We start from the raw sequence: 23,156 nt of genomic DNA on the forward strand, positions 1-23,156 counted from the left end.
GTTACGTGGTTTCGACCGATAGCTGTCGGATCAGCACACAACGCGTCGCGGAACTGGCTCCTACTCGATTCGAGCCGACACGTTGTATGTGTGACTCTCTCTGCGTTCTGGCTCGATACTCCCCGTGTGCAGTTCGGTCGGGGACTACTGCAAATCACAACCGCCGCAACCGTCCGAGTAACAAGACTTACACTCACTGTCGGCCTTCCGTTGCCCATGAGTACGGTTCCCGAACGGTCGGAGCTGGCGGACGAACACACATGGGCACTCGAAAGCATCTTCGAGTCCGACGAGGCCTGGGCGGACCACTTCGAGACGGTCTCCGGGCGGATCGAGGAGCTCACCGCCTACGAGGGACGGGTTACGGAGAGTTCCGAGACACTCCTGGAGCTCTTGGAACTCCGCGAAGAGATCATGCGTGAGGTCTCTCAACTCGGGGTGTACGCCAACCTCCGGGCCAGCGAAGACACCCGCGACCAGGAGTATCAGGCGCTTTCGGGGAAAGCCCAGGCGCTGTCCTCGGAGGCATCCAGTGCGGTCTCCTACATCGAACCGGAGCTCCAGGAGCTGACCGAAGCCGACATCGAGGAATACGTCGACGAGGTGCCGGAACTCGCGGCCTACGACCAGTTCTTTGATGACGTGCTGCGTGCCAAACCGCACACCCGCTCGGCGGAGGTCGAGGAACTGCTCGCGGAGTTGGGCGAAGTCACCAGCTCGCCGAGCGACATCTACTCGATGCTGGCCAACGCCGATATGACGTTCCCGACTGTCGAAGACCCCGACGGCGAGGAGATCGAAATCAGCCAGGGAAATTTCACGAAACTGCTGAAACACGAGGACCGAAGCTTCCGAAAACAGGTCCACGAGCAGTATTACGACGAGTGGGAGAACGTCCGAAACACGGTCGGTACCTCGCTTAAAAAGCAGATCCGGAAGGACGTCAAAGTTGCCCGTGCCCGCAACTACGAGACCGCCCGGGAGGCCGCCCTCGACGGCCCAAACGTTCCGACGGAAGTGTACGATACGCTCGTCGACACCGTCCACGAGAACCTCGATCTCCTCCACCGCCACGCCGAACTCAAAGGCGACGCACTCGGCGTCGACGAGCTCCAGCCGTGGGACCTCTATATGTCGCTGACCGGCGAGGAAGGGCCGGATATCGAGTACGAACAGGCCAAAGACTGGATCGTCGAGGCCGTCGAACCGTTAGGCGACGCCTATCAACAGCGAATGGCCGAAGGCCTCGAAAGTCGGTGGGTCGACGTCTACGAGAACCGCGGCAAGCGCTCGGGCGCGTTCTCCTCGGGCACCTACGACACCCAGCCGTTCATCCTCATGAACTACCAGGACGACATCGCCTCGATGTTTACTCTTGCTCACGAGTTGGGCCACTCGATGCACTCGGAGTTGGCCCAGGAGGCCCAGCCGTGGCACGACGCGGGCTACGAGATCTTCGTCGCCGAGGTCGCCTCGACGGTCAACGAGACGCTGCTGACCCACCATCTCCTGGAGACCGTCGACGACGACGAACTTCGCCTGCACGTCCTGGATGAGTATCTCGAACGCTTCCGTTCGACCCTCTTCCGGCAGACGATGTTCGCGGAGTTCGAACAGCAGATCCACGAGCGCGCAGAGAACGACGAGCCGCTGACGCCCGACGTCTTCGACGAGCTGTATGGCGATCTCAAAGGAGCCTACTACGAGCCAGCGGCGGTCGACGACCACATCCAACGCGAGTGGCAGCGGATTCCACATTTCTACTACAACTTCTACGTCTACCAGTATGCGACCGGCATCTCGGCGGCGGTTGCGATCGTCGAGGGAATCCTCGAAGACGGCCAGACGGGTGGCGACGGGGCCGCGGCCTACCGCGAGATGCTCCGGGCGGGCGGCAGCGTCTATCCGATTGAGGCCCTCGATATCGCGGGCCTCGATATGACCTCGCCCGATCCGATCGAGTCGGCGCTGTCGGTGTACGGCGACTACCTCGACCGCGTCGACGAGCTTCGGTAGCCCTCCCTACTGACGCCGATCGATTTACTGACGCCGGTCGATTGCCCGAGGGCTGGTCTCGGGGAGGTGTGCCGATTGCTGGGCGGCCCGAACATTCCCCGAGACCCAAAGGCCCATTTACGCCCGGCACTAACCACAGCCAACAAATGTCACGTAGCCCGTCGCTTCCCGACCGTCCACGGCTGGACCTCGATCCCGATATGTCGACAGCCGAGCGGCTCGATGCGATCCGTAAACACTTCCGTCGGCTCGTCGAGGTCAACGAGGAGCTCGACGACCGGCTGGCCGAGGCCACCGACCGCCGAAGCGAGCTCCAAGAGGAGGTCTCCCAGCTCAAAGAGCGCAACGAGGCGCTCAAAACCTCGGCGCTCTACATCGCCAGCGTCGAGGAGCTGACCGATGACGGGAGCGTCATCATCAAACAGCACGGCAACAACCAGGAGGTCCTCACCGAGGTCTCCCCGCAGCTCTACGAGGAGATCGAAAACGGCGACCGGGTGGCGATCAACGAATCGTTCGGCGTCCAGATGGTCCTGGATGACGAAACCGACTCCCGGGCCCAGGCGATGGAGGTCACCGAGTCGCCCGACGTGAAGTACGACGATATCGGCGGCATCGACGAACAGGTCCGGGAGGTCCGGGAGGCCGTCGAAGACCCCATCGATAACCCCGCGCAGTTCGACGCGGTCGGCATCGAGCCGCCGTCAGGTGTGTTGCTCCACGGCCCGCCGGGAACCGGCAAGACGATGCTGGCGAAAGCCGTCGCCAACGAGAGCAATGCGACCTTTATCAAGATGACTGGCTCCGAACTCGTTCAAAAGTTCATCGGCGAGGGCGCGCGGCTGGTCCGGGACCTGTTCCAGCTGGCCGCCGAAGAGGAGCCCGCGGTCGTCTTCATCGACGAGATCGACGCCATCGCCTCCCGGCGGACCGACTCGAAAACCTCCGGCGACGCCGAGGTCCAGCGGACGATGATGCAGCTACTCTCGGAGATGGACGGCTTCGACGACCGCGGCGAGATCCGGATTATGGCCGCCACGAACCGCTTCGATATGCTCGACGAGGCGATCCTCCGGCCCGGCCGGTTCGACCGCCTCATCGAGGTCCCGAAACCCGGCCCCGAGGGTCGCGAGAAGATCCTGGAGATCCACAGCCGCGAGATCAACGTCGACCCCGATATCGACTTCGCCGAACTCGCCGAGGAACTCGACGACTACAGCGGGGCCGACATCGAGAGCCTCGTCACCGAGGCCGGGATGTTCGCGATCCGCAACGACCGGACGACCGTTACCCGCGAGGACATCGACCACGCCCGCGAGAAACTCGACCGCGGCGAGACCGAACACGGCGTCGTGCGCTACCAGTACTAGTCTCGATTCGTAACCGATTACCCCCGTCGGCGTCCACCGACAGTAATGAGTACGATTCACGTCGCGGGCGGGGTCGGCGTCGCACCGACCGAAATGTCGGCCTACGACGCTGCGCTTGCCGACGCGAACCTCCACAACTACAATCTGATCACCGTGTCGTCGGTGATCCCGGCCGACGGCCGCCTGGAAGTCGTCGACGAGGCTCCGGATCTCGGCCCGGCGGGCAACCGGCTGACGGTCGTCCAGGGCAAGACCGTCGCCGGGCCCGAGAGTAGCGCCGAAGCGATTACTACTGGTATCGGTTGGGCGACCGGCCCCGGTCCAGGACTGTTCTACGAGGCCTCGGGGGACGATCCCGAAGCGGTGGAGGCCGAAATCCGGCGTGGGCTTGCGGCTGGCTGTGAGCTTCGGGAGTGGACGATCACCGACCGGGACGTCCATCTCTCGACTGTCGAACCGGTCGCAGGCCAGTACACGGCCGCCGTCGTGTTGGCAGCCTACGGCGAGAGCGAGCCGATCCTGTAGTGCCGTTGTGGTCGCTCAGACGGCTGTGTGATGCGGCGACGCCTTTTTACGACCGTCTCCCCAACTGTAGCTACAATTCATATGAACGGAAACTATACCGGAGCAGGTGGGACACCGGTTGGTGGGGGTCAGTCGACGAGCGCGGAGGATCTTTCTGTGGGGCAAAAAGATGCCCTCCGAGTCGCGGTTGCGGGTATCGTCGACGAGACTCAATCGTATCTCCCCGAGGGGTATCAGGTCGGCTCCGAGCTGACCTACGGCAGTGGGGCGACCGCGACGGTGGCCGTCGATCCACCGGCGGGCCATCCGGTCACGGCGGGCTACTCGCCCGATCCGGACGAGCTCGAAAGCGGCCTCGATCCGGATACCCAGCAGGAAGTCGCCCAGGGGCTGGCAGCGAGTGCCGTGATGCAGGTCATGGACGCTGTCGGCGACGGGATCACGCCGACCGGCCGATAACACGATCGAACAGGCTCGACGGGACTGTTTTTACTCAGCTGTCGTGTGGTGGCTACCTGCGGTTTCTTCCGCGCTCATATATGCCGACTGTGCGATGGCGTAGATGCTGTAGCCCACGAGGCACGCAGCGACAGCCGCACCGAGCGTGACGCCGACGAACTGTGGGATCGGGAAGAGGACGACGCTCCCGACGCCTGCCAACAGCGCCAGTGGGATCGCTACGAGCAGGAGATCGAACTCCGAACAGTTCCGTTCCGGTCTCGTCTCGTCGACCGTGTGTTGGGTCTGCGCCATCCACCGAGCCACCTAATTAGATATAATGTACTGCCCACCATACTTATATTCTTATACACGACCCGCCAGCAGTCACCGTTCAAGGCCAGCTGCCTGTCGGCACGTGACCGGCGTCGCTACTGTCGGCTGTTGGTGTAGCGAATCGGTCACACACTTCTAAACAGGGTGAAACAGGGGGGTCAGTCGAGGCGGTTTACTCGCTCATCGAACGTCGACTTCGTGTTGGTGGGCGGCTGGAGTCGCATGATGGCGTAGATACCGTAGCCGACGAGAGTTCCAGCCAGTGCTGCACCCAATGTGATCCCGACGAACGATGGGACCGGCAGCAGGTATGCACTCACAATCCCTGCCAGCAGCATGAGAGGAATCGCCGCCAACAGGAGATCGAACTCGGTGAGCTGTCCGCCTCGAAACGCAGTACGAAACCGTGGTTGCGTAGTCATATACTGATTCACCCACTCTGTATATATTGCAGTCAGATTACTTATATACTATGGCGCGGGTGCTCTACGGACTCTACGCAAACGGGTCGGATCCGCGTTCCGCTCTGCCGACAGTACCGTCGGTGGCACACACACCTCAGTCGTCGTCACTACTCACCTCGGAGTCTGCACTGGTGTCGACGCTGGTGTCGACCCGCACCGGCTCGGAGAGCCCGTGGGCGAGTGCTTCCTCAGTTTCGGCGTCGAACAGATGCAGATTCGTTTTGTCGAAGACAACCGACAGCTCCTGGTTTTCCGCCACGTCAGTGCCGGGGCCGACGTTCATCAGGATCTGGCCGCTGGCGCTGGGGTCTTCCATGTCGACCGTTTCGCCCTTGCTGGTGACGAGATAGACGAATATCTCGTCGCCCATCGGCTCGATGACGTCGGTGTAGGTCTCGATGGTATCGGTCACGTCGCCGACGGCCTCGTCGACCGGAATCACGTGTTCCGGTCGTACCCCGAGAGTCACGTCCTGACCAGCCTGGACCCCGATCGCTGCCGGATCGAACTCAACATCGCCGTGTCCCGAATCCGAGCGGAACCCGTCCGTGGTTATTTCGCCGCTGATGAAGTTCATCGCGGGCGAACCGATGAAGCCAGCCACAAACCGGTTGGCTGGCTCGTGGTAACAGACCAATGGTGGATCGATCTGCTGGAGTTCACCGTCGTTGAGGACCGCGATCCGATCCGACATCGTCATGGCTTGAGCCTGATCGTGGGTAACGTAGACGATGGTCGTATCTAGCTTGTTGTGGATGCGCTGGAGTTGGGTCCGCATATGGACCCGCAACTCGGCATCGAGGTTTGCCAGCGGCTCGTCCATCAGGAACACGTCAGGCTCCCGAACGATCGCCCGGGCGATAGCGACGCGCTGGCGCTGGCCGCCGGACATCTCGCTGGGCATTCTGTCGAGCATCCCGGAGAGCTGGACCGTGTTGGCGGCATCCTCGACGCGTCGATCCATCTCCGCTTTATCGAAGTTCCGCAACTGCAGGCCGAAGGAGATGTTGTCATAGACGTTTTTGTGGGGAAACAACGCGATGTTCTGGAACACCATCGCGATCCCTCGATCCTTCGGCGGGAGGGCCGTCACGTCACGCTCACCGATCGAGACGGTGCCGCTGGTGGGTTTGGTCAACCCCGCGATCATTTCGATCGTGGTCGACTTCCCACAGCCCGAGGGGCCGACGAGCGTGACAAACTCGCCGTCCCTGATGTCGAGGTTGATGCCTTCTATCGCTACGTCGCTGCCGTACTTTTTTCTGATGTCTTGGAGGGTGATGGTTGCCATTATTCTTTCAGTGCTCCGGAGGTGAGTCCGCTGACGATCTTTTCCTGTGCCACGACGACCAGAATCGCCACGGGAACGACCGCGACGATACTGGCGGCTGCCATCAGGTCGTACCGGACCTGGAACTGCGACTGGTAGGAGATGATGCCGTCGACAATCGGGGCCCAATCCTGGGCCGCCGTGCCAGTCATCAGGAACGAAAAGAAGAATTCGTTGTAGACCGCGATGAATGTCAGAATCCCCGCCGTGGCGACACCGGGTGCTGACAGCGGGATGATGACCCGGAACAGCGCGCCGAGCCGGGTCGTCCCCTCGATGCGGGCGGCGTCTTCGAGCCCATCGGGGATCTGACTGTAGAAGGTAGTGAGAATAAAGATCGCCAGCGGCATGAAGATCGCACTCAGGGGGACGACGACGCCGCCGGGCGTGCTGTACAGTTCCGGCGGTGTCAGTCCTAGGAAGGCGATCTGCTGGGTGAACAGCTGGAACAGCGGTATAAAGAACGCCGCCGGTGGGAAGAAGCTGATTATGAGCACCGTCAACAGCAGCGTGCGCTTGCCGCGGAATTCGAGTCGACCGAAGGCGTAGCCCGCGAGGCTGGCGACGATCAGCACGAAGATCGTCGTCAGCGTCGCGAACACGAAGCTGTTGAACAGATAGAGATGCAGCGGGATCTGCTGGAAGATTTCGACGAACGAACTGGGGTCGAATCCAGCAGGAAGGAGACCGACACCCTCGCTGACGCGGTTGCTATTGGAGAGTGCGATCATCGTCAGCCAGTAGAGTGGGAACAGCGTGGTAAACAGGAAGAAGATCACGACCACGTAAAACATCGCGCGGTAGACCTTCTTCGGGTTCTTGATCGCGCTGTCGACCCAGTTGCTGAGTGGACCACGCGTTTCGTCATCCGAACGCTCGGTTCCTGTTGGTTGACTCATTGGTAGGACCCCTCTGGACTAAGCTTGAGTACGACGAGGTAGCCGCCGATCACCAGGGCGATAATCGACGCCGTGATGAACGCGATCGTCGCCGCCGAGGCGTAGGCCTGGGTGACGCCGAACATCGTGTCGACGACCAGGCACGACAGCGACGGAACCGTGCCACAGCCAGCCCCCGAGGCTTCGATGATCCCGTAGATTCGCATGGCGTCGATGGTGCGGAACAGCATCGCGACCATCAGCGCCGGGAAGATCAGCGGGAGGGTGATGTGGCGGAACCGCTGCCACGGCGACGCGCCAGCGACCTCTGCGACATCGTAGAGGCTTTTGTCGATACTCTGCATTCCCGCGAGGATCAGCAGTGCCATGAACGCTGAGGTCTTCCAGATGTCGGCGACAGTGACGATCACGAACGCGTTCGTGCTGCTGGTCAGTGGGTTTGAGCCGAACAGCCCGATCGCCTGTAATGGATCGGAAAGGAACCCAACTGACGGGTTGAACAGCAGGAAGAACAGCATTCCCTGAATGACGATCGGGATCGCCCACGGCAGGATGATCGCGACGCGAACCCAGCGCCGACCGCGGTACTCTTTGGACATGATGTAGGCCTGTCCGAAGCCGATCAGGGTCTCGAAGACGACGCTGATGACGGCGAACGCGAGCGTGACCAACAGTGCCTGGCGGAAGAACGGCGTGCCGCCAGTGAGGTCGATCAGTGGTCGTGATAGCAGTGGGTTCTGGTTGGTGAGGACCTCGATGTAGTTCTGGAGGCCGACGAACTCGCCGGTTTTGGCCGCACCGAACAGATTGTCCGCGAACAGCGAGACTCTGAACGTTCGCCACAGCGGCCAGAGTGCGATCGTGAACAACACCAGAAACGCCGGTGCCAAGAGGAGATAGGCGTAGGCCTCCTCGCTCAACTGCTCCATCCAGTTGAGGACGCGTGAGACTGGATTCCAGCCCTGTTGCTGTTGTCGCTGTTCAGTCGCCATGGTCCGTTCCCCTGGGATTTGGTTGGTGCATGGTTGTGGATCGAGTGTTCACGAGATGTTCTCCAAGTCGATGAACGCGCCTTCCAAATCGCTCATTGCCTCGGTTGGGCGCTTCCGGCCCTGGAGGGCGTCGTTGATGTCCTGGTAGGCTTCCTGGGACTGCTGTGACCAGACCGGCGTCACCGGTCGCGCGACGGTGTTATCACCTGCGATTCGCAGCGTCTCGGAGTAGTCGCCGAAAGCTGGATGCTCGCCAGCGAGACTCTCGACGAGATCCGGCTGATGGGGGAGGAACCCCGGCCCGTTCAACTGTGCGGCCTGGATTTCCTCGGAGTGGAACGCCCGGAGGACCTCCAGCGTCGACCCCAGATCGGTAGTATTGGGATTGGCCGCCACCAGCCACCCACCCAGTGCCGCGGCCGTGCCACCGAGTCCCTCGTAAGCGGCTTCGCCCTCCGGGACACCGTACGGCATCGGCATCACACCTAACTCCTGGCCGCCTTCGAACTGGTCTTCGGCCAGCGGAATCGTGTAGGTCCAGTTGCGCATCGCCACTGCATTCGTATCGCCGACGAACGCGCCGTCGGTCTCCTGTTCGGTCCAGCCGAACACCACGTTGGGCGAACACTGCGCAATGTCTTGCGAGGCCTCGCTACTGCCAGTAACCATGTCGCGGGCGACGTTGAGCGCCTCGATAACTGGCTCTTCTTCGACCGTCACGGGCCGATCACCGACCGGCCCGAAGAGGGTATCGAGGCCGCCGAAGTACGCCCCGCCGTAGCTCGACATGAGTTCGTTGAACGTACAACACGAGAGGCCGGGGTAGCTGTCGGCCTGCCAGACGTAGCCGTAGTCGACGTCGGCACTGTCGTGGACCTCCGCAACGCTGGCGCTCCACTCGCTCCAGGAGGGTGGGTCGGTCGACCACCGGTCGAACTCGCTGTCGGTGTAGCCTGCGTCCCGAAACAGGTCCTTGCGGTAGTGCATCGTCGGGAAGTCGGGAAAGAAGGGAATCGCCCACAGCTCGCCGGTGTCGGGATGGCTTCCGGTCTCGACGAGCATCTCGAAGCTCTCGGATTTGACCCGATCGATGAACTCGCTGTCCATCTCCGCTTCGAGATTGACGATACTCTCCCGGACGATAAACGGAATCGTCCACCCGTTGTCCATCACCATGATGTCCGGCTTTTCCTGTTGGGCATCGAGCAACGTCACGAACTCTTCGGCCCGTGCGTCGGTATCCTCGGGGCCGGCGGTGATCTCGATGCTGATGTTCTCGGAGACTCCCGCGTCGTAGAACGCTTGCACGTCCATGTTCTGGGCGAGGTTCTGGTTGCCCAGGATTTCGACACCCTCGCTCCCGCTGGCACCGTAGCAGCCCGCGATCGAGGCCACGCCAGCCGTTCCGGCTATCCGAGCGAACCGGCGTCTGGATACTGGTCCAGGACGTGTCTTTTGGCTCTTTTTTCTCTCCTGTACCATATGAATAGATTTCTAACATGATTAATCATAAATGTTTTTGCCATCAGTTTCAATATCGCGATTATTTATATTAGAAATGACAGTTCCGGTCACATCGACCAGCGGACGACACCAGGAGCGAGGCGATGGATCGTGACGCTGTTAGGGATATTTGCCTCCTCTGTGATTTAAAACAGGTCTCGGTGCCGAACCGCCTCACAGCGGCTCTCGAAGCGCTGCTATTTGCCCCAGAACGGATCGCGTTTCCGGCGCTTGTTTAAATAGCCCGACAGCGCCTCAAGCTCGTCGGCCGGGATCTCGTCGGAAAGCTCCTGTTCGAGGATTTTGGCGTGCTTTTCGGGGAGGTCGATCCACAGCTCGTCGCCCTCCTCGATCTGTCGGCCCACTGTCGGCCCGTCGATAGCGAGACTCACACGCTGGCCAGCCCGGGCCTCCGAGACGTCATCGCCCTGCAGCTGGATGCCCGACAGTTGGCCGACCCGATCGGGCTCGTTGTTCTCGAATTTGGCGACGTTGGCGTTGTTCTTGACCGTCCCGGACATGATTTCAACCCCGACTACGGCGGGGTCGGACTGGCGGAAGGTGTGGTCCTGGAGGATCTGGAACCGCGCCGGGCGGATGATCTTGTCGAGAATCGTTTCCTGCTGGGAGCGTTTCATCTCCTCGACGTACTCGTCGTACTCTTCGACCAGCTGGTAGATCACGTCATCGCTGAACAGCCGCACTTCGGCCTGTTCGAGTTCGCGCTCGGCGTTCGGCAGCACATCGACGTTAAAACCGAGAATGGCTTTGTTCTCGGCCTCCCGGGCCGTGCCCGCAACCGCCACGTCACGCGGAGCGATATCGCCGACCTCGGCCCGAAGGATCGGTATTTCGGCCTCCTGGAGGGCGTTGGCCATCGCCTCCAGACTGCCGAGGGTGTCGGCTTTGACGACGACGCCCTCCTCTTCAGTGCCGACTTCGATCTCGGCGAGTTCAGCCTTCACCTCCTCGACCACGTCTTCCTCCGGTCGGTCGCGGACGACCCGGACGGGAGCGCCAGCGATCGCGTTGTCGAGATCCGGCGCGGCGATCTTGACACCGGCGGCCGCCCCGACGCTGTCGACCTGTTCGAACTGTTTTTCGACCCGGATCTCGGCGTTCGGCCGCGGCTGGAGCAGCGCCCGGACCTCGGTGACGATCGGCTCGTTGCTCGCGCCGACGACGATCGTATCCCCCTCGCGGATGATTCCGTCGTAGACGACCACATCGAGGGTGGCTCCGAACCCCTGTTGATCCTTGACCTCCAAGACGGTCCCCTCGCCGGGGCCCTCGACGTCGATCTCCATCTCGGCTTTCATAAACCGCTGGGAGAGGCCCATCAGCACGGCGAGGATGTCGGGGACGCCTTCGCCGGTGAGCGCCGAACAGGGGACGACGCCGATGTTGTTCCGGAAGTTCTGGACCCGCCAGTAGAAGTCCGCCGAGAAATCCCGGTCGGAGAGCTGGCCGATCAGCTCATAGAGGTTCTCGTCGAGCCGGCTGCGGGCAGCGTCGCTTTGGCCGTCGTAGCTGGGTTTGATCGGCGAATCCTCGACCGGGTTCCACCCCGGGGTCGTATCGACCTTGTTGGCAGCGACGACGAAAGGCGTCCCCGTCCGTTGGAGGATGTCGATGGCCTCCTCGGTCTGGGGCTGGAAGCCGTCGTTGACGTCGACGACGAGGATCGCGATGTCGGCGAGCGCGCCGCCACGCGCGCGGAGCGTCGAAAACGAGTGGTGTCCAGGAGTATCGATGAACAGGAGTCCGGGGAGATCGAAATCGGAGGGCTGGACCAGCGAGCCAGCCATCTCGGAGATCGTATCGAGCGGGACGGCTGTCGCACCGATGTGTTGGGTGATCGCCCCGGCTTCGCCGTCGCTGACCGCCGAGCCGCGGATCTTGTCGAGCAAACTGGTCTTGCCGTGGTCGACGTGGCCGAGGACGGCAACGATGGGTGTACGTAACGAGTGGGCTTGATCAGACATGGGATAAAACCTCAAAAGGTCGCTTTACAGGAATCCAGTGGGGCGTCGGTGTTAAGTGTTTCAACTTCCGGTTCATCCCGTCTTCGGGCTATAGTGATGGACGCGAGTGGGGTGCTGTACCGCTGTCGCCACAGACTGTTCGATCCCGACACGCCGGAGTCGTCGGGATCGTGGTTGCGACAGACGACCGTCAGACAGTCCCCGTGGCGTTTATATAATTCCGTCCGGTTAGCAGAGGTATGGTAGACATACTCGCCGAAAACCTCTCCGGGAAAGCGGTGATGGGGGCGGATGGAACCGAACTCGGGGACCTGTACAACATTACGATGGAGATGAAGACGGGCGGGCTCCGAAACCTGCTTGTCGTCCCCAACGAGGGGATTTCGGCACACTCCTCGGGATTCGAGGCCGACGACGCCGGTCGGCTCAAGATCCCGATCAGTGGCGTTCAGGCCGTCAAAGACTACATCGTCGTCTCTCGCTAACGCATGGAAATTCTCGACACGTCGGCTTTTATTCACGAGTATCATACCGACGATGACACGGCGTCGGTGCCACAGGTCCACGAGGAACTAGAGGGTGAACACGCCTTCCGATTCGATGCCGAGGAGGGTGCGGGAATGCACATTCACATCCCCGCCGACGGCACCGCCGAAAAAGTCCAGCGGGTTGCCACCGAAACCGGCGACGCGGACGAACTCTCCGAGACCGATCTCCTTCTTGTGGCCGCCGCATTCGAACTCGACGGCACCTTGGTCACCGACGACTACGCAATGCAGAACGTCGCCGAGCGGCTCAACGTCGCCGTCCAGGTGATCGCCCGGGACGGGATCACCGAGCAGCGGGAGTGGCAGTTCCAGTGTGGCGGCTGTGGCCGCACCTTCGACGACGACCACGAACGGTGTCCGATCTGCGGCAGCGACCTCACGCGGAAAAACCCGGCCTGATTCGGCTGTCGACCGTTTCGTGACCCCTCAACCGATATAGCCGATCTCACCCAGATACAGGACTGCGAACAGCGTCCCGTTGTAGCAGCCGTGGGTCACCGCCGGAACGACGATATTGTCGGTGTACTCGTAGAGATAGCCGAGCACGATACCGAGCACCCCGGCCAGCAGCGCATACGAGAGCTGGGCCCCGAACCCGCCGCTCACCGCGGGAATGTGGATCAGCCCGAACAGCACCGTCGCGGCGACGATCGCTGGCCACGCGCCCCACGACTCGCGGAGTCGCCCCTGGACGGCCCCCCGGAACAACAGCTCCTCGGCCGGACCCACGAACAGCAGCGAGATGACGATCATCACGAGATAGTACACCGGGTCGCCAGCCCCCGCCAGCACAGCCTGATTAGCCCCCGGCGAGAGGTCGATCGCTTCGAGCAGCCGATTGATAAGATACTGGCCGCCCAACAGTACGACGGTTCCGCCGACGATAACCCCGACGCCGCGAGGGCTGGGGACGACTGCCCTGATCAGTCGCTCGGTGTCGACGAGCCGTCCGTACCCCACGACGACGGCGATCATCGTCACGAACTGCAACACGGTCTGGACGATCCGAACCGCGTTGGTCGAGGCCGAACCACCGACCGCAGCGGTCACTAGTGGATCGAAGACAGTCACCGCAAGGCTCGCAGCGAGATAGGCACCGACAATGACGAGAATCGCTTCGCCGATGTGTTGGAGGCGATTCCCCGGTGTCGGCTGTGCTGATGCCTGTTCCATCACTACGGCCCGCTACGGTCAACAGGATGTTATGCACACCGGTTGCCGACGACCACCCACGAGTGTGTTCGCCGAATCAAACACAGTAACTGCTAACCCGCGTCGACGGCAATGGCCTGTATGACCGATTCCGACCTTCGAGCCGCCGCCGAAACGGCACTCACCCAGTGTCACGACCTCGGCAGCGAGGAGACCTGCCTGATCATCACCGACGACAAGCGTGAGCGAATCGGCGAGATGCTGTACACTGTCGCCAGCGAAATCACCGACGACCCCGTGATCGTCCGCTACCCGCCGGGCCCACAGCACGGCGCGGAGCCGCCCGAACCCATCGCGGCGGCGTTTCGGGAGGCCGACGTCTTCCTCGCTCCGACGACCAAAAGCCTCAGCCACACCCGCGCCCGCGGCGCGGCCTGTGAGGCCGGTGCCCGCGGTGCCACGCTCCCCGGGATTACCGAGGACGTCTTCGTAACCGGCCTCGATGCCGACTACGAGGCGATCGCCGCCCACTCCGAAACAGTCCACGAGCAGGTCCGCGAAGCCGACGAGATCCGCGTCACCTCGCCGCAGGGCACCGACATCACCTTCGCAATCGCCGACCGCGAGTGGCACCTCGATACCGGAATCGTCCACGAGCCGGGTGACTTTTCGAACCTCCCGGCTGGCGAGGTGTTCGTCAGCCCCGAGAGTGCGACCGGCACCTACGTCGTCGATGGGACGATGCGACCTCACGGTCTCCTGGATGCCGACCATCAACTCACTTTTGAGGTCGAAGACGGCTATGTGACCGAGATCAGTGACGACGAGATCCGCGCACAGATCGAGACCGCTGCTGAGGAGGCCGGACAGGACGCCTACAACCTCGCCGAACTCGGGATCGGAACGAACGTCGGCGTCGACGAGCTGGTCGGCTCGGTTCTCTTAGACGAGAAGGCCGCCGGAACTGTCCACATCGCCATCGGCGACAACGCCTCGATCGGCGGCGAGACGGAGGCTCCGCTGCATCTCGACGGGATTCTCCGGGAGCCAACCGTCTACGTCGATGGTGTCGAGATCGAGTTACCCGAATAGGAGTCCGCTACGGTAGCTACCCCCATACCGCCTCGACAAGCACGACTTTTTACCCGCCGCCCTCGGAGAACCGCCTATGAGCGACATAGACGCCGGTGACAGGGTGGCACTCACCTGTCCCTCCTGTTCACCACGCGAGGAAACGGTCCACGAGGTGCTGAAACCCGGCGGCGACGTGACGGTCCGGTGTAGCGAGTGTAGCCACGTCCACAAGACCCAAATCGAGTCGACGCCCGCGGTCGACAAGAAGGTCATCGTCTCCCAGGACGGCGACTCCTTCAGCACGCGGCTCGAAGCCGACCCCAACGAGACGGTCGAAGTCGGCGACGAGTTCATCGTCGACACCCCCGAGGCGATCCTGCAGGTCCGGGTGACTGGCCTCGAACTCACAGACAGCGACGCCCGCTTCGAGAGCGCGATCATGGAAGACGTCGAAACCGTCTGGACGCGCGCGGTCGACAACGTCGGCGTCAACGTGACCCTCCACCCCAAGGACGGCTCGCGGGACGACACCAGGAGCCTGAAGGTCAACGTCCCCGGTGACTACGAGTTCACCGTCGGCGAGACCGACTCCTTCGGCGACGACGAATTCACGATCACCGGGATTTTCGTCCGCGACGACGCCGAGGGCTACCGCTTCGACAAGTTCGACGAGCGCGGCGATATGGTCTACGCCAAGGACATCAAACGGATCTACGGCACCGACGAGACCACCAGCGCGTGGTCGGCGTGGTAGCCGACAGGTCCGACCGTTAAAGACCGTCCACACCGGAGTCCCCACAATGGATCGCGAAACGCTTCGGGCAGACATGGTCGACGGGCTGGAGTACAGCCTCGACCAGCCGCTCGATCCCATACTCGTCGACGCCCTCCAGACGGTCCCACACCACGAGTTTACCGAACCCGAAACCGACGGCGACAGCCCCGGCTCACGTAGTCTCCAACCCCAGTTGGTCGCCCGGCTGCTGCTCGCGCTGGATGCCGAACCGGACCACGAGACGCTGATCGTCGGCGCGGGCGTCGGCTACACGGCCGCGGCGCTCGCCGAAATCGTTGGCGGCCGCCACGTTCATGCGATCGATATCGACCGCCAGCTCGTTTCGGTCGCCCGGCAGAACCTCCAGTCGACTGGCTACGACGAGGTGCTGGTCGACCGGCGGGACGGCGCGACGGGACTCCCCGAGTACGCGCCGTTCGATCGAATCCTCCTGGAGTGTGCGGTCGTCGAGCCGCCGCGGGCGCTCGTCGACCAACTCGCCCCCGGCGGGCGGCTGGTGGTCCCCCGCGGGACGACCAGTCAAACGCTCGTGGCGTTCGACCGCGACCACGACAACGGAGCTATCCAGGAGACCGGGCAGTTCGGCGCGGTGCGGTTCCGGCCGATGTTGGTCGACGGCGAGCAGGCCAGCAGCCCCGTCAGAAACCGGACCGAACGCGAAGACACCGAGTTCGACCAACAGGGATATTTCGCCCCCGCTGGCTGGGAATACGAGTGGCTCGACTGGGACGAGCGGCTGTAAGCGATACACTCAGGAATCCCCCAGTCGTACGTACCGCTGTGGCTGACTCAGCACAACCGCCGGGTGACGCCGATGGGCCCGCAACCGACGAGCCTGCGGCCGCGGACGTCGACCTGACCGAACTCGACATCCAGGAGCGAATCGCACTCGCAACCGCCCAACAGCCAGCTATCGGCCTGTTTCTCGTCTTATTTTCCCTGTTTGCCTTTACGTTCTTTATTGCGCTTGCACTCGTCTATCCGACCGTCGCGGGGCTGTTTATTATCGTGCTGTTGGTGATCGCTCTCATCGGTAGCGGTCTGTACTTCCTCCTGCGGTGAGTTGTTCAACGGTAGGATCAGGCGTTCATTGGTTGTTGATTCGATGTCTGAAAAGCGCTCGGAGCGGGATTTGAACCCGGGCTGAGAACCTGCTCGCTACGTTCGCAGAACCTCAGCATGATTCAAATCCACTCTGGTTGTATCACTGAACACTGTAATCGCTCGCCGATGAAACGCCTCGCTGGAGGTTTGAGCTCGGAAAAAGCGCCCGGAGCGGGATTTGAACCCGCGTCACGACCGTGACAGGGTCGTATGATGGGCCACTACACCATCCGGGCTTGCTGCAATCATTCGTATCCGGGGGAGACGTTTAAGCCTTATTAGTTGCCCCCGCTCCGTGTGGCGATACCGTACCACTATCCTGACGACTGGTCGACTTCCGTTCATCCGACTCCACTATCCCGGCGATAACTGTCGATCCGAAACGTGGCTTCTCAGCCCGGAGTCGATGTCGCTAACACTGAACGGGTCGATCGAATCGGGAGTCGATATCGGTACCGGAGACGTGGACTGTGATCTCATCGGTACACGACACGCCGACAAACCGCTCCGTTCTGTGTTCTCCCGGTTCAAGCGGGCTATTTTCAGCGAGGTGTTCAGTCGTGCCACCGACACCAACTTCGATAGCTGTGAGTTCGATTTCCGTACCGAACTGATTTCGCACCGTCAGTTCAAGTTCGGTTGTCCCGTTTGCCGTATGAATCGCTCGCTGTTCGAAGCCGACGACCGCAGCGTTATCTCCCGCAACAGCCATCTCAACGCCACGCTCTGCGGTCACTGAACTCGCACCGCTGGCACCGATCATCATAACGCCGACCATACCCAATGTTGCCAGCAGTAGCGCCTGCCGTTTCGAGATCATTCGTTGTCGACCCATCCTGCGGTACATGTCTCTGGTTGTCTCGGATGAAGGACGGTGCGGGGAGTCGTCATCTATTTGCGTACTGTCTTGATATCCAACCACTTCAGTAACTGTCGACATACCACACGTTAAGCGCTGTATACTACCACAGCGTGGTTATTATACAGTTACTAACCTCTCGGTTCTCGGGACAATCTCGCCACCGTTCTTTCTAGACGCCTCCTAATCAGCCCACAGGCAGTATGTCTGACAACTCAACCCTGCATAATTTACTCTACAAAAGATTGTTCGACGAATGGATTGCCTAACTGACTAACAAGATTTGGGAACGTCACTATACACTCACTACCAGCTTTCGCCTACTTTCTGTTTCATTGATAGTCTGTCCATTCCAAAGTGTGTCTCTCCCTACGGCATCAGTACGCGCCGTAAAACGGGGGCGTCGATGCCTCTGGCTCGAAGGCGGCGCGCAATACGAGGTAAGACAAACCATGCAACGACGCAAATTTGTTGTCGGAGTTGGATCGCTTGCTGCCAGTGGGGCAGCCGCAATGGGTACCGGGGCGTTTACGAGTGTCACCGCGAGTCGGAACGTCGACGTGGCCGTGGCCAACGATTCGGCGGCCTATCTCGGACTCAGCAGCACCGGTGGTGCGAACGAAGAGTACGTCACGGATGACGGCTCATCCGGAACGCTGAGTATCGACCTCGACGCCGGCCAGAGCGTTGCCGGGGGCGGTGACGGTGTCAACCCCAACGCACTGACGGAGATCGATCACCTGTTCCAGATCACGAACCAGGGCACACAGTCGGTCGATGTCAGCCTCTCGAAGTCCGGGGACAACACCGACCTGATCGGCTTCTACGCGGTCGACAGTTCCTCGGTGAGTGATCCCTACAGCAATGGGACACAGCTCGGTTCGGACAGTGTCACACTCGACGCCGGTGAGAGCGTCGTCGTCAGTCTCCAGATCGACACGCGCGGGTCCGGACTCGGTGACAGCGCCGAGATCATCTCCGGTGTGACGATCAGTGCGACTGCCTAACAACGATGAACAGACGAACATTCGCGGTGAGTCTCGGTGCGCTGGTCGGCGGCGGCGCGGCGATCGGCACCGGCGCGTTCAGCAGCGTCACCGCCGAGCGCGATTTCGATGTCGTCGTCTCCGGTGACGCCGGTGCGTACCTCGGATTACAGTCCCATCCAGGACCGAACGGGGCGTACGCCGATACGACACCACAGGACACGCTCGGGGTCGACCTCACCGATAGCAACTCGAATATCGGCACGGCCATCAGCGGCGGCGAGGGCGTCAACGCTAACGCGCTGTCGACGTTCCTCAACGTCTTTCGGATCACGAACCAGGGGACTCAAGCGATCGATGTCGAAATCGATCCACTCGTGTTCCTGGAGACGGAGCTCCCACAGTCGCTTTTGGGCGTCGCTATCGTGCCAGCGATCAACAATCCGATCCGCCTGACGCCGGGCGATGATCAGGACTTCCACCTGATCGCCTTCTCGTTCGAAGCCGACGGCGAACCGGATCTGCGTGTCGACGAACAGATCGAAATCACTGCAACGGAGGCCTAACCGATGGCACCAACACTCGACGATTACATCGACGAATCCGAGACGTACGATGCGGATGATGCCGCTGAAATCCCGAACGACCTGCGGGCGGAGATCGATACGAACATAGACGACGCACACTCGTCGTGAGAGTTGCTTCCTGGTGGGGGCAACAACACCGTATTTCGCCTGCGCACCGGTGGTAACCACCACCGAACCCCATTTCGGCCGTGCTACAATGGACTGTTGAGCGACACCAAACCACAAGCCTGTTTCATACGTTATCAATGAGTACCGAAGAACCCGTTTGGCGTGTTAGTATCACCATCGCGATCGTCGTTATCCTCGCTTTGGTTGCCGGGCAACTACTCGGACAGCCGGTGTTGCTCTCCTACGTCGAAACCGAAAGTATGTCGCCGACGATGGAGCCCGGAGACGGATTCGTGCCGATTCCGGTACAAATAGCTGGCCCAATTGAGGAAGACGATGTCGTCGTTTTCGAGGCCGAAGAGCTCCACGGGGGTGGACTGACGACCCATCGTGTCGTCGACGAAACCGAACGCGGCTACATTACGCGCGGTGATGGGAACCCGTTTACCGATCAGGACGGTGATGAACCCCCGGTACGGGAGCCACAGATCGTTGCGAAGGCACTGCAGGTCAACGGGCAGGTCGTTGTGATCCCGGGGTTCGGCACTGGTGTCGAACGAGTCCAGTCCGTGTTGGATACGACACAGCGACAGTTGGCCGCAGCACTCGGTGTCCGATCGCTCGTCGACACCCAGACGCTCGCCCTCTCGTTTTTTATCGGGACGCTACTCTGGTATGTGGTCGGTGAACGCCGTGATAATCTCCCGGAGCGGGCTGGCCGGGGTACATCCCGAGAGACTGGACTCGATACACGTGTTCTCGTTGGTGGCTGTGCCCTGCTGTTGATCGTTACTGCGACCGTGGCGATGGTTGCACCGGCCGGAACCCACGAGTACGGCATCGTGAGTGCGAGTTTCGAGTCCGACCAACCCACCGTCATTCCACAGGGCGAATCAGCCGACGTGGCATACCCCGTCGACAACGGTGGCTTCATCCCGACCGTCTCCTATATCGAACCCGCAAGCGAGGGTGTTGCTGTTCGGCCACACACCCTCACTGTCCAGCCACGAGCGACCGAGACAGCGACCGTCCAGTTGGATGCTCCAAGCGAGACCGGCTACTACCGACGGTATGTTACCGAACACAGGTATCTCGCCGTGCTTCCGGAGCCGGTGATCCAGAGTCTGTACGTGATCCACCCGTGGCTCCCGATCGCGGCCATCGACGCACTGATCGGCGGTTCCTTCTATCTATTCGGCCGCATACTTGTTGGCACAGATCGGCTCCGAATACGGACGCGAAGCCGTGAGGTCCCGGTGTCGACGCACCTCCGTCGGCTAGTAAACAGTCTCTACCGATAGTAATCCGCCCCTAACGGGTGTAATGGTTCGAATAACTAAGCTAAACAGGATTAATTAACAACCAATATGGATGACTGGCGACGCCGCGCTCGGGCCGTTCTCGACAATCAGTTCGTTGTTGTCTGTGCGGTGCTTCTCGGGTGTGTCCTTGTGGGTGGGTGGCTGACGTATACGGCACACGTTGGGGCCGCAACGACGACCGAACAGCAGTCGACGGTCTCATGGGAGCAAACCGGGGCGTTCGATCATTCGGCGACCGTTCAAGAAGACAACTCCCTGTTTCCGGTCGGGACGACCCTCGAAAACCGATCAGTTTACTACACCCGTCTCTCGCCGGAACTCGATGGGACGTTCCGGACTACGTACGACGCGCGTGAGAGCGGCGACCTCGATCAGGACGTGTCGCTGTCGCTGGTGCTTCGGGAGGTCGATCCCGACAGCGAGGGCACCGAGCCGACGGTCTACTGGCAGACGAGTAGCGCCCTCGACGACGCGACTGTCGAGTCAGTACCTCCTGGAGAGCCCGTTCGTGTCTCGTTTTCCCAGGATATGAGCGCGGTCACCGAACGGATCGGCCGAATCCAGGAGGAACTCGGTGGCTCCACCGGCGAGGTCGAGGTGTTCGTTCGGGCGACGATCACTGCTCAGGGCAAGATCAATGGCGATAGCGTCGACGAGACGGCGACCTACACCATGCCCGTGACAGTCAGTGACACGACCTACAGCGTCACAGACGCCGAACCGACGGTCGAATCCTACGAGACCACACGGCCGGTGACCGTCGACCGGAACGATCGCCCGCTCCGGAGCGTCGGTGGACCGCTTTTGCTTGTGGTTGCGCTGGGGCTGCTCGGTGGCGTCGTCCGTTCGGATCGATCGACACTCTCGGAGACTGAACGGGCGAGACTGGCCTACGAGGACGACCGCGAGACGTTCGACGAGTGGATCTCGACGATCGAACTCCCTTCGGAGGCGTTCGAACTCCCACAGGCCGACGCCGACTCGCTGGCTGGATTGGTCGACTTCGCCATCGATACCGACAACAGCGTCATCGAAGATCCGGACGATGACGCCTACTACGTCCGCCACGACGGCTATCTCTACTGCTACCGACCGCCACGGACCGATAGTGACGACGGTGAAACGACCGATAGTGTCGACTCCGAGACCGAGTCGACCGACGGAACCGAGTTGGACGAGGGTGGCATCGGTCCCGACGACCAGTGAACGATCACAGAATCCCGGGCGACTCCTCAGCCCAGACTCACCACATCCAATTAGTCAATACACCATAATTACTAAGAAGACATGTTCAAACTACGAACTAATGGTTTCCAACAACGGGGGTTCGGCGGACCCGACCGTGAGACTAAGTCGGCGCCAAGCCGTACAGACGCCGCTTGCTGTGGGTGCTGGCGCTGTCTGGATGACGGGCGCTGGGGCTGCCACCCCGATCTTCCAGTCGGGTGATGCCGACCGAACGTGGATTCGTACCGAACTCGTTGGACGAACCGCCGATAGCGTCGACTTCGGTGGCGACAGCGAGGCCCAAGCCGCTGCAGCGGTCGCCGACGAACTCCCCGAGACGGCCGAGCGGGACGTGATCGCCCGACTGGGGTCCGGAGACGATGGGGGAACTATCGAAGTCGTCGACTCCGGCGTCTCAGTCGACCAGTTTGAGACTGCACTGGACGCAGGCAGCTACAGCTACGACGAGATCACCGAGGGCCTGACACAGCAGACCCGCGACGAGTCGATCGGCGTCATCCAGACCAGATTGGCGGCCGCTGACATCGACGACGCCACCGTCCGGCAGGGACGCGACGACACCGGCCTCGTACTCGTGATCGGCGTCTCCGGTGAGGACGCTGAAGATATTGAGGACATCCAGGACCTCATCGGCAGCCGCGGCGTCGTTCGGATCGACATCTACCACGACGAGCAGGGGGAGTACGTCACCGACGAGGGCGCGCTCACGAGCAACGATTTCCAGAGCGTCGGCTCGGCGACCCAAGGCGATCGAACCGGCCCCCATGTGCCGGTGACTGTCGAGGCGTCGGCTGCCGAGCGGTTCCAACAGCAGCTCGTCGACACAGGCGTTGCACAGGACGGTGGCTCGCGATGTACCTACGACCAGGACCCCCAGAACACGGAGCCGTGCCTCCTGGTTGTCGACGACAGCGAGGTCATCAACGCCTTCGGGATGGCACCGGGGCTCGCAGAAAGTATGCAAACCGGCGACTGGGCTGAAGATCCGCGCTTCATTCTCACGACGAGTAGCCTCGAAGCGGCCCAGCTCGTTTCGATCAATCTACGATCCGGCCCGCTTCCGGCCCCCGTTGAGCTCTCGACGAGCGACGAGCTGCCGGTCGAAGAGTCGACGCTAGAGAACCGAGCGGTCGAGACCGAGCCGACTCCCGACACGTCTGGGGCGTCGGCTGACGGCAGGTCGACCGACCTCGAAACCCTGGGGTTCGGCATAGGAGCCGCGATTGCCGGACTCGGCGCGGCTGGCGCGCTCCTGCGGCGACTCGGCGATTCGGATTCGTGAGTTCTTTTTATAATAGACGCGACGCTGATTCTGCCGGGTTATAAACGCCCGGAGCGGGATTTGAACCCGCGTCACAACCGTGACAGGGTTGTATGATGGGCCACTACACCATCCGGGCGAACCGTACTACAACGTCTCCCCGAGACACAAATAAGGCTTCCTTTTTGAAGGCCGCGTGGTAGCCGGTACCGAACTGGCCCAAAAGCCTATAGTAGTCGACGGCCTGCCATAC

Annotated in this window: 25 protein-coding genes and 2 tRNA genes; 16 read left to right on the top strand and 11 right to left on the bottom strand. The window is 61.4% G+C overall.

Annotated elements, in window-relative coordinates; translation table 11 throughout:
• Positions 1 to 216 precede the first annotated feature (216 nt).
• The 4 genes from pepF to NO877_RS04375 all read left to right on the top strand — a co-directional run bounded on the left by pepF (position 217) and on the right by NO877_RS04375 (position 4,370).
• Positions 217 to 2,016 carry an oligoendopeptidase F gene (gene pepF / locus NO877_RS04360; RefSeq protein WP_256395085.1) on the top strand — a complete coding sequence of 600 codons (1,800 nt, stop codon included), beginning with the start codon at positions 217 to 219 and terminating at the stop codon, positions 2,014 to 2,016.
• A 146-nt stretch (positions 2,017 to 2,162) separates the two neighbouring features.
• A complete protein-coding gene (pan2, locus tag NO877_RS04365; RefSeq protein WP_256395086.1) occupies positions 2,163 to 3,386 on the top strand; it encodes a proteasome-activating nucleotidase Pan2 in 1,224 nt (407 codons plus the stop codon).
• Between the two features lie 45 nt (positions 3,387 to 3,431).
• Positions 3,432 to 3,911, top strand: a complete 480-nt coding sequence (locus NO877_RS04370; protein WP_256395087.1) for a pyruvoyl-dependent arginine decarboxylase — start codon at positions 3,432 to 3,434, stop codon at positions 3,909 to 3,911.
• Positions 3,912 to 3,992: 81 nt separating this feature from the next.
• The gene (locus tag NO877_RS04375; RefSeq protein WP_256395088.1) at positions 3,993 to 4,370 is read left to right on the top strand and encodes a DUF5811 family protein; all 378 of its coding nucleotides are present in this window, start codon (positions 3,993 to 3,995) and stop codon (positions 4,368 to 4,370) included.
• A gap of 30 nt (positions 4,371 to 4,400) precedes the next feature.
• On the opposite strand, the gene NO877_RS04380 is transcribed toward NO877_RS04375, so the two are convergent.
• The 7 genes from NO877_RS04380 to infB all read right to left on the bottom strand — a co-directional run bounded on the left by NO877_RS04380 (position 4,401) and on the right by infB (position 11,858).
• Positions 4,401 to 4,664, bottom strand: coding sequence for a DUF8015 family protein (locus tag NO877_RS04380; RefSeq protein WP_256395089.1), 264 nt, complete (start codon positions 4,662 to 4,664; stop codon positions 4,401 to 4,403).
• Between the two features lie 179 nt (positions 4,665 to 4,843).
• Positions 4,844 to 5,107: a DUF8015 family protein gene (locus NO877_RS04385; RefSeq protein WP_256395090.1), complete on the bottom strand. Its 264-nt coding sequence runs from the start codon at positions 5,105 to 5,107 to the stop codon at positions 4,844 to 4,846.
• 136 nt (positions 5,108 to 5,243) lie between these two features.
• Positions 5,244 to 6,440 carry an ABC transporter ATP-binding protein gene (locus NO877_RS04390; RefSeq protein ID WP_256395091.1) on the bottom strand — a complete coding sequence of 399 codons (1,197 nt, stop codon included), beginning with the start codon at positions 6,438 to 6,440 and terminating at the stop codon, positions 5,244 to 5,246.
• Positions 6,440 to 7,378 (bottom strand): carbohydrate ABC transporter permease, encoded by a 939-nt coding sequence (locus tag NO877_RS04395; RefSeq protein WP_256395092.1) that lies wholly within the window; start codon positions 7,376 to 7,378, stop codon positions 6,440 to 6,442. The genes NO877_RS04390 and NO877_RS04395 overlap by 1 nt, the downstream gene beginning before the upstream one ends.
• The gene (locus NO877_RS04400) at positions 7,375 to 8,370 is read right to left on the bottom strand and encodes a carbohydrate ABC transporter permease (protein ID WP_256395093.1); all 996 of its coding nucleotides are present in this window, start codon (positions 8,368 to 8,370) and stop codon (positions 7,375 to 7,377) included. Before NO877_RS04400 ends, NO877_RS04395 begins: the two co-directional genes overlap by 4 nt.
• 48 nt (positions 8,371 to 8,418) lie before the next feature.
• Positions 8,419 to 9,852 carry an extracellular solute-binding protein gene (locus NO877_RS04405; protein ID WP_256395094.1) on the bottom strand — a complete coding sequence of 478 codons (1,434 nt, stop codon included), beginning with the start codon at positions 9,850 to 9,852 and terminating at the stop codon, positions 8,419 to 8,421.
• A 218-nt stretch (positions 9,853 to 10,070) separates the two neighbouring features.
• Positions 10,071 to 11,858: a translation initiation factor IF-2 gene (gene infB, locus NO877_RS04410; protein WP_256395095.1), complete on the bottom strand. Its 1,788-nt coding sequence runs from the start codon at positions 11,856 to 11,858 to the stop codon at positions 10,071 to 10,073.
• 239 nt (positions 11,859 to 12,097) lie between these two features.
• Between infB and NO877_RS04415 the strand changes: the two genes are divergently transcribed.
• Together NO877_RS04415 and NO877_RS04420 are read left to right on the top strand one after the other, a co-directional pair.
• The gene (locus NO877_RS04415) at positions 12,098 to 12,343 is read left to right on the top strand and encodes a PRC-barrel domain-containing protein (protein WP_256395096.1); all 246 of its coding nucleotides are present in this window, start codon (positions 12,098 to 12,100) and stop codon (positions 12,341 to 12,343) included.
• 3 nt (positions 12,344 to 12,346) lie between these two features.
• Positions 12,347 to 12,805 (top strand): NOB1 family endonuclease, encoded by a 459-nt coding sequence (locus NO877_RS04420; protein ID WP_256395097.1) that lies wholly within the window; start codon positions 12,347 to 12,349, stop codon positions 12,803 to 12,805.
• Positions 12,806 to 12,832: 27 nt separating this feature from the next.
• Here the strand turns inward: NO877_RS04420 and NO877_RS04425 are convergent, their stop codons facing one another.
• Positions 12,833 to 13,579, bottom strand: a complete 747-nt coding sequence (locus NO877_RS04425; RefSeq protein WP_256395098.1) for a CPBP family intramembrane glutamic endopeptidase — start codon at positions 13,577 to 13,579, stop codon at positions 12,833 to 12,835.
• 120 nt (positions 13,580 to 13,699) lie between these two features.
• Here NO877_RS04425 and NO877_RS04430 point away from each other — a divergent pair, with 120 nt between their 5' ends.
• From NO877_RS04430 to NO877_RS04445, 4 genes are all read left to right on the top strand, one after another.
• On the top strand, positions 13,700 to 14,650 hold the full coding sequence (locus tag NO877_RS04430; RefSeq protein ID WP_256395099.1) for an aminopeptidase: 951 nt from the start codon (positions 13,700 to 13,702) through the stop codon (positions 14,648 to 14,650).
• Between the two features lie 76 nt (positions 14,651 to 14,726).
• Entirely contained in the window at positions 14,727 to 15,386 is a 660-nt protein-coding gene (locus NO877_RS04435; RefSeq protein WP_256395100.1) for an HVO_0476 family zinc finger protein, read from the top strand.
• 46 nt (positions 15,387 to 15,432) lie between these two features.
• On the top strand, positions 15,433 to 16,170 hold the full coding sequence (locus NO877_RS04440) for a protein-L-isoaspartate O-methyltransferase family protein (RefSeq protein WP_256395101.1): 738 nt from the start codon (positions 15,433 to 15,435) through the stop codon (positions 16,168 to 16,170).
• A 38-nt stretch (positions 16,171 to 16,208) separates the two neighbouring features.
• Complete coding sequence (locus tag NO877_RS04445) at positions 16,209 to 16,490, top strand: hypothetical protein (RefSeq protein WP_256395102.1); 282 nt, start codon at positions 16,209 to 16,211, stop codon at positions 16,488 to 16,490.
• Positions 16,491 to 16,695: 205 nt separating this feature from the next.
• On the opposite strand, the gene NO877_RS04450 is transcribed toward NO877_RS04445, so the two are convergent.
• Positions 16,696 to 16,768, bottom strand: a tRNA-Asp gene (locus NO877_RS04450).
• Between the two features lie 176 nt (positions 16,769 to 16,944).
• The gene (locus NO877_RS04455) at positions 16,945 to 17,352 is read right to left on the bottom strand and encodes a hypothetical protein (protein WP_256395103.1); all 408 of its coding nucleotides are present in this window, start codon (positions 17,350 to 17,352) and stop codon (positions 16,945 to 16,947) included.
• Positions 17,353 to 17,843: 491 nt separating this feature from the next.
• On the opposite strand from NO877_RS04455, the gene NO877_RS04460 reads away from it, so the two are divergent.
• From NO877_RS04460 to NO877_RS04485, 6 genes are all read left to right on the top strand, one after another.
• Complete coding sequence (locus NO877_RS04460; protein ID WP_256395104.1) at positions 17,844 to 18,398, top strand: DUF1102 domain-containing protein; 555 nt, start codon at positions 17,844 to 17,846, stop codon at positions 18,396 to 18,398.
• Between the two features lie 5 nt (positions 18,399 to 18,403).
• Positions 18,404 to 18,943: a hypothetical protein gene (locus NO877_RS04465; protein WP_256395105.1), complete on the top strand. Its 540-nt coding sequence runs from the start codon at positions 18,404 to 18,406 to the stop codon at positions 18,941 to 18,943.
• Between the two features lie 3 nt (positions 18,944 to 18,946).
• Positions 18,947 to 19,072, top strand: coding sequence for a hypothetical protein (locus tag NO877_RS04470; protein ID WP_256395106.1), 126 nt, complete (start codon positions 18,947 to 18,949; stop codon positions 19,070 to 19,072).
• A gap of 137 nt (positions 19,073 to 19,209) precedes the next feature.
• Entirely contained in the window at positions 19,210 to 20,373 is a 1,164-nt protein-coding gene (locus NO877_RS04475; protein WP_256395107.1) for a S26 family signal peptidase, read from the top strand.
• Positions 20,374 to 20,439: 66 nt separating this feature from the next.
• Positions 20,440 to 21,600, top strand: coding sequence for a DUF5305 domain-containing protein (locus tag NO877_RS04480; RefSeq protein ID WP_256395108.1), 1,161 nt, complete (start codon positions 20,440 to 20,442; stop codon positions 21,598 to 21,600).
• Positions 21,601 to 21,700: 100 nt separating this feature from the next.
• Positions 21,701 to 22,924 (top strand): preprotein translocase subunit SecD family protein, encoded by a 1,224-nt coding sequence (locus NO877_RS04485; RefSeq protein ID WP_256395109.1) that lies wholly within the window; start codon positions 21,701 to 21,703, stop codon positions 22,922 to 22,924.
• Positions 22,925 to 22,969: 45 nt separating this feature from the next.
• Here the strand turns inward: NO877_RS04485 and NO877_RS04490 are convergent.
• Positions 22,970 to 23,042, bottom strand: a tRNA-Asp gene (locus tag NO877_RS04490).
• Between the last annotated feature and the right edge of the window lie 114 nt (positions 23,043 to 23,156).

It is taken from the genome of Halohasta litorea (genome assembly GCF_024494645.1).
In the GTDB taxonomy this organism is placed as follows: Archaea; Halobacteriota; Halobacteria; order Halobacteriales; family Haloferacaceae; genus Halohasta; species Halohasta litorea.

Excerpts from the sequence above, each read along its gene's own strand:
- pepF (WP_256395085.1), top strand. The coding sequence starts at position 217 with ATGAGTACGGTTCCCGAACGGTCGGAGCTGGCGGACGAACACACATGG.
- pan2 (WP_256395086.1), top strand. The coding sequence starts at position 2,163 with ATGTCACGTAGCCCGTCGCTTCCCGACCGTCCACGGCTGGACCTCGAT.
- NO877_RS04370 (WP_256395087.1), top strand. The coding sequence starts at position 3,432 with ATGAGTACGATTCACGTCGCGGGCGGGGTCGGCGTCGCACCGACCGAA.
- NO877_RS04375 (WP_256395088.1), top strand. The coding sequence starts at position 3,993 with ATGAACGGAAACTATACCGGAGCAGGTGGGACACCGGTTGGTGGGGGT.
- NO877_RS04380 (WP_256395089.1), bottom strand. The coding sequence starts at position 4,664 with ATGGCGCAGACCCAACACACGGTCGACGAGACGAGACCGGAACGGAAC.
- NO877_RS04385 (WP_256395090.1), bottom strand. The coding sequence starts at position 5,107 with ATGACTACGCAACCACGGTTTCGTACTGCGTTTCGAGGCGGACAGCTC.
- NO877_RS04390 (WP_256395091.1), bottom strand. The coding sequence starts at position 6,440 with ATGGCAACCATCACCCTCCAAGACATCAGAAAAAAGTACGGCAGCGAC.
- NO877_RS04395 (WP_256395092.1), bottom strand. The coding sequence starts at position 7,378 with ATGAGTCAACCAACAGGAACCGAGCGTTCGGATGACGAAACGCGTGGT.
- NO877_RS04400 (WP_256395093.1), bottom strand. The coding sequence starts at position 8,370 with ATGGCGACTGAACAGCGACAACAGCAACAGGGCTGGAATCCAGTCTCA.
- NO877_RS04405 (WP_256395094.1), bottom strand. The coding sequence starts at position 9,852 with ATGGTACAGGAGAGAAAAAAGAGCCAAAAGACACGTCCTGGACCAGTA.
- infB (WP_256395095.1), bottom strand. The coding sequence starts at position 11,858 with ATGTCTGATCAAGCCCACTCGTTACGTACACCCATCGTTGCCGTCCTC.
- NO877_RS04415 (WP_256395096.1), top strand. The coding sequence starts at position 12,098 with ATGGTAGACATACTCGCCGAAAACCTCTCCGGGAAAGCGGTGATGGGG.
- NO877_RS04420 (WP_256395097.1), top strand. The coding sequence starts at position 12,347 with ATGGAAATTCTCGACACGTCGGCTTTTATTCACGAGTATCATACCGAC.
- NO877_RS04425 (WP_256395098.1), bottom strand. The coding sequence starts at position 13,579 with ATGGAACAGGCATCAGCACAGCCGACACCGGGGAATCGCCTCCAACAC.
- NO877_RS04430 (WP_256395099.1), top strand. The coding sequence starts at position 13,700 with ATGACCGATTCCGACCTTCGAGCCGCCGCCGAAACGGCACTCACCCAG.
- NO877_RS04435 (WP_256395100.1), top strand. The coding sequence starts at position 14,727 with ATGAGCGACATAGACGCCGGTGACAGGGTGGCACTCACCTGTCCCTCC.
- NO877_RS04440 (WP_256395101.1), top strand. The coding sequence starts at position 15,433 with ATGGATCGCGAAACGCTTCGGGCAGACATGGTCGACGGGCTGGAGTAC.
- NO877_RS04455 (WP_256395103.1), bottom strand. The coding sequence starts at position 17,352 with ATGATCTCGAAACGGCAGGCGCTACTGCTGGCAACATTGGGTATGGTC.
- NO877_RS04460 (WP_256395104.1), top strand. The coding sequence starts at position 17,844 with ATGCAACGACGCAAATTTGTTGTCGGAGTTGGATCGCTTGCTGCCAGT.
- NO877_RS04465 (WP_256395105.1), top strand. The coding sequence starts at position 18,404 with ATGAACAGACGAACATTCGCGGTGAGTCTCGGTGCGCTGGTCGGCGGC.
- NO877_RS04470 (WP_256395106.1), top strand. The coding sequence starts at position 18,947 with ATGGCACCAACACTCGACGATTACATCGACGAATCCGAGACGTACGAT.
- NO877_RS04475 (WP_256395107.1), top strand. The coding sequence starts at position 19,210 with ATGAGTACCGAAGAACCCGTTTGGCGTGTTAGTATCACCATCGCGATC.
- NO877_RS04480 (WP_256395108.1), top strand. The coding sequence starts at position 20,440 with ATGGATGACTGGCGACGCCGCGCTCGGGCCGTTCTCGACAATCAGTTC.
- NO877_RS04485 (WP_256395109.1), top strand. The coding sequence starts at position 21,701 with ATGGTTTCCAACAACGGGGGTTCGGCGGACCCGACCGTGAGACTAAGT.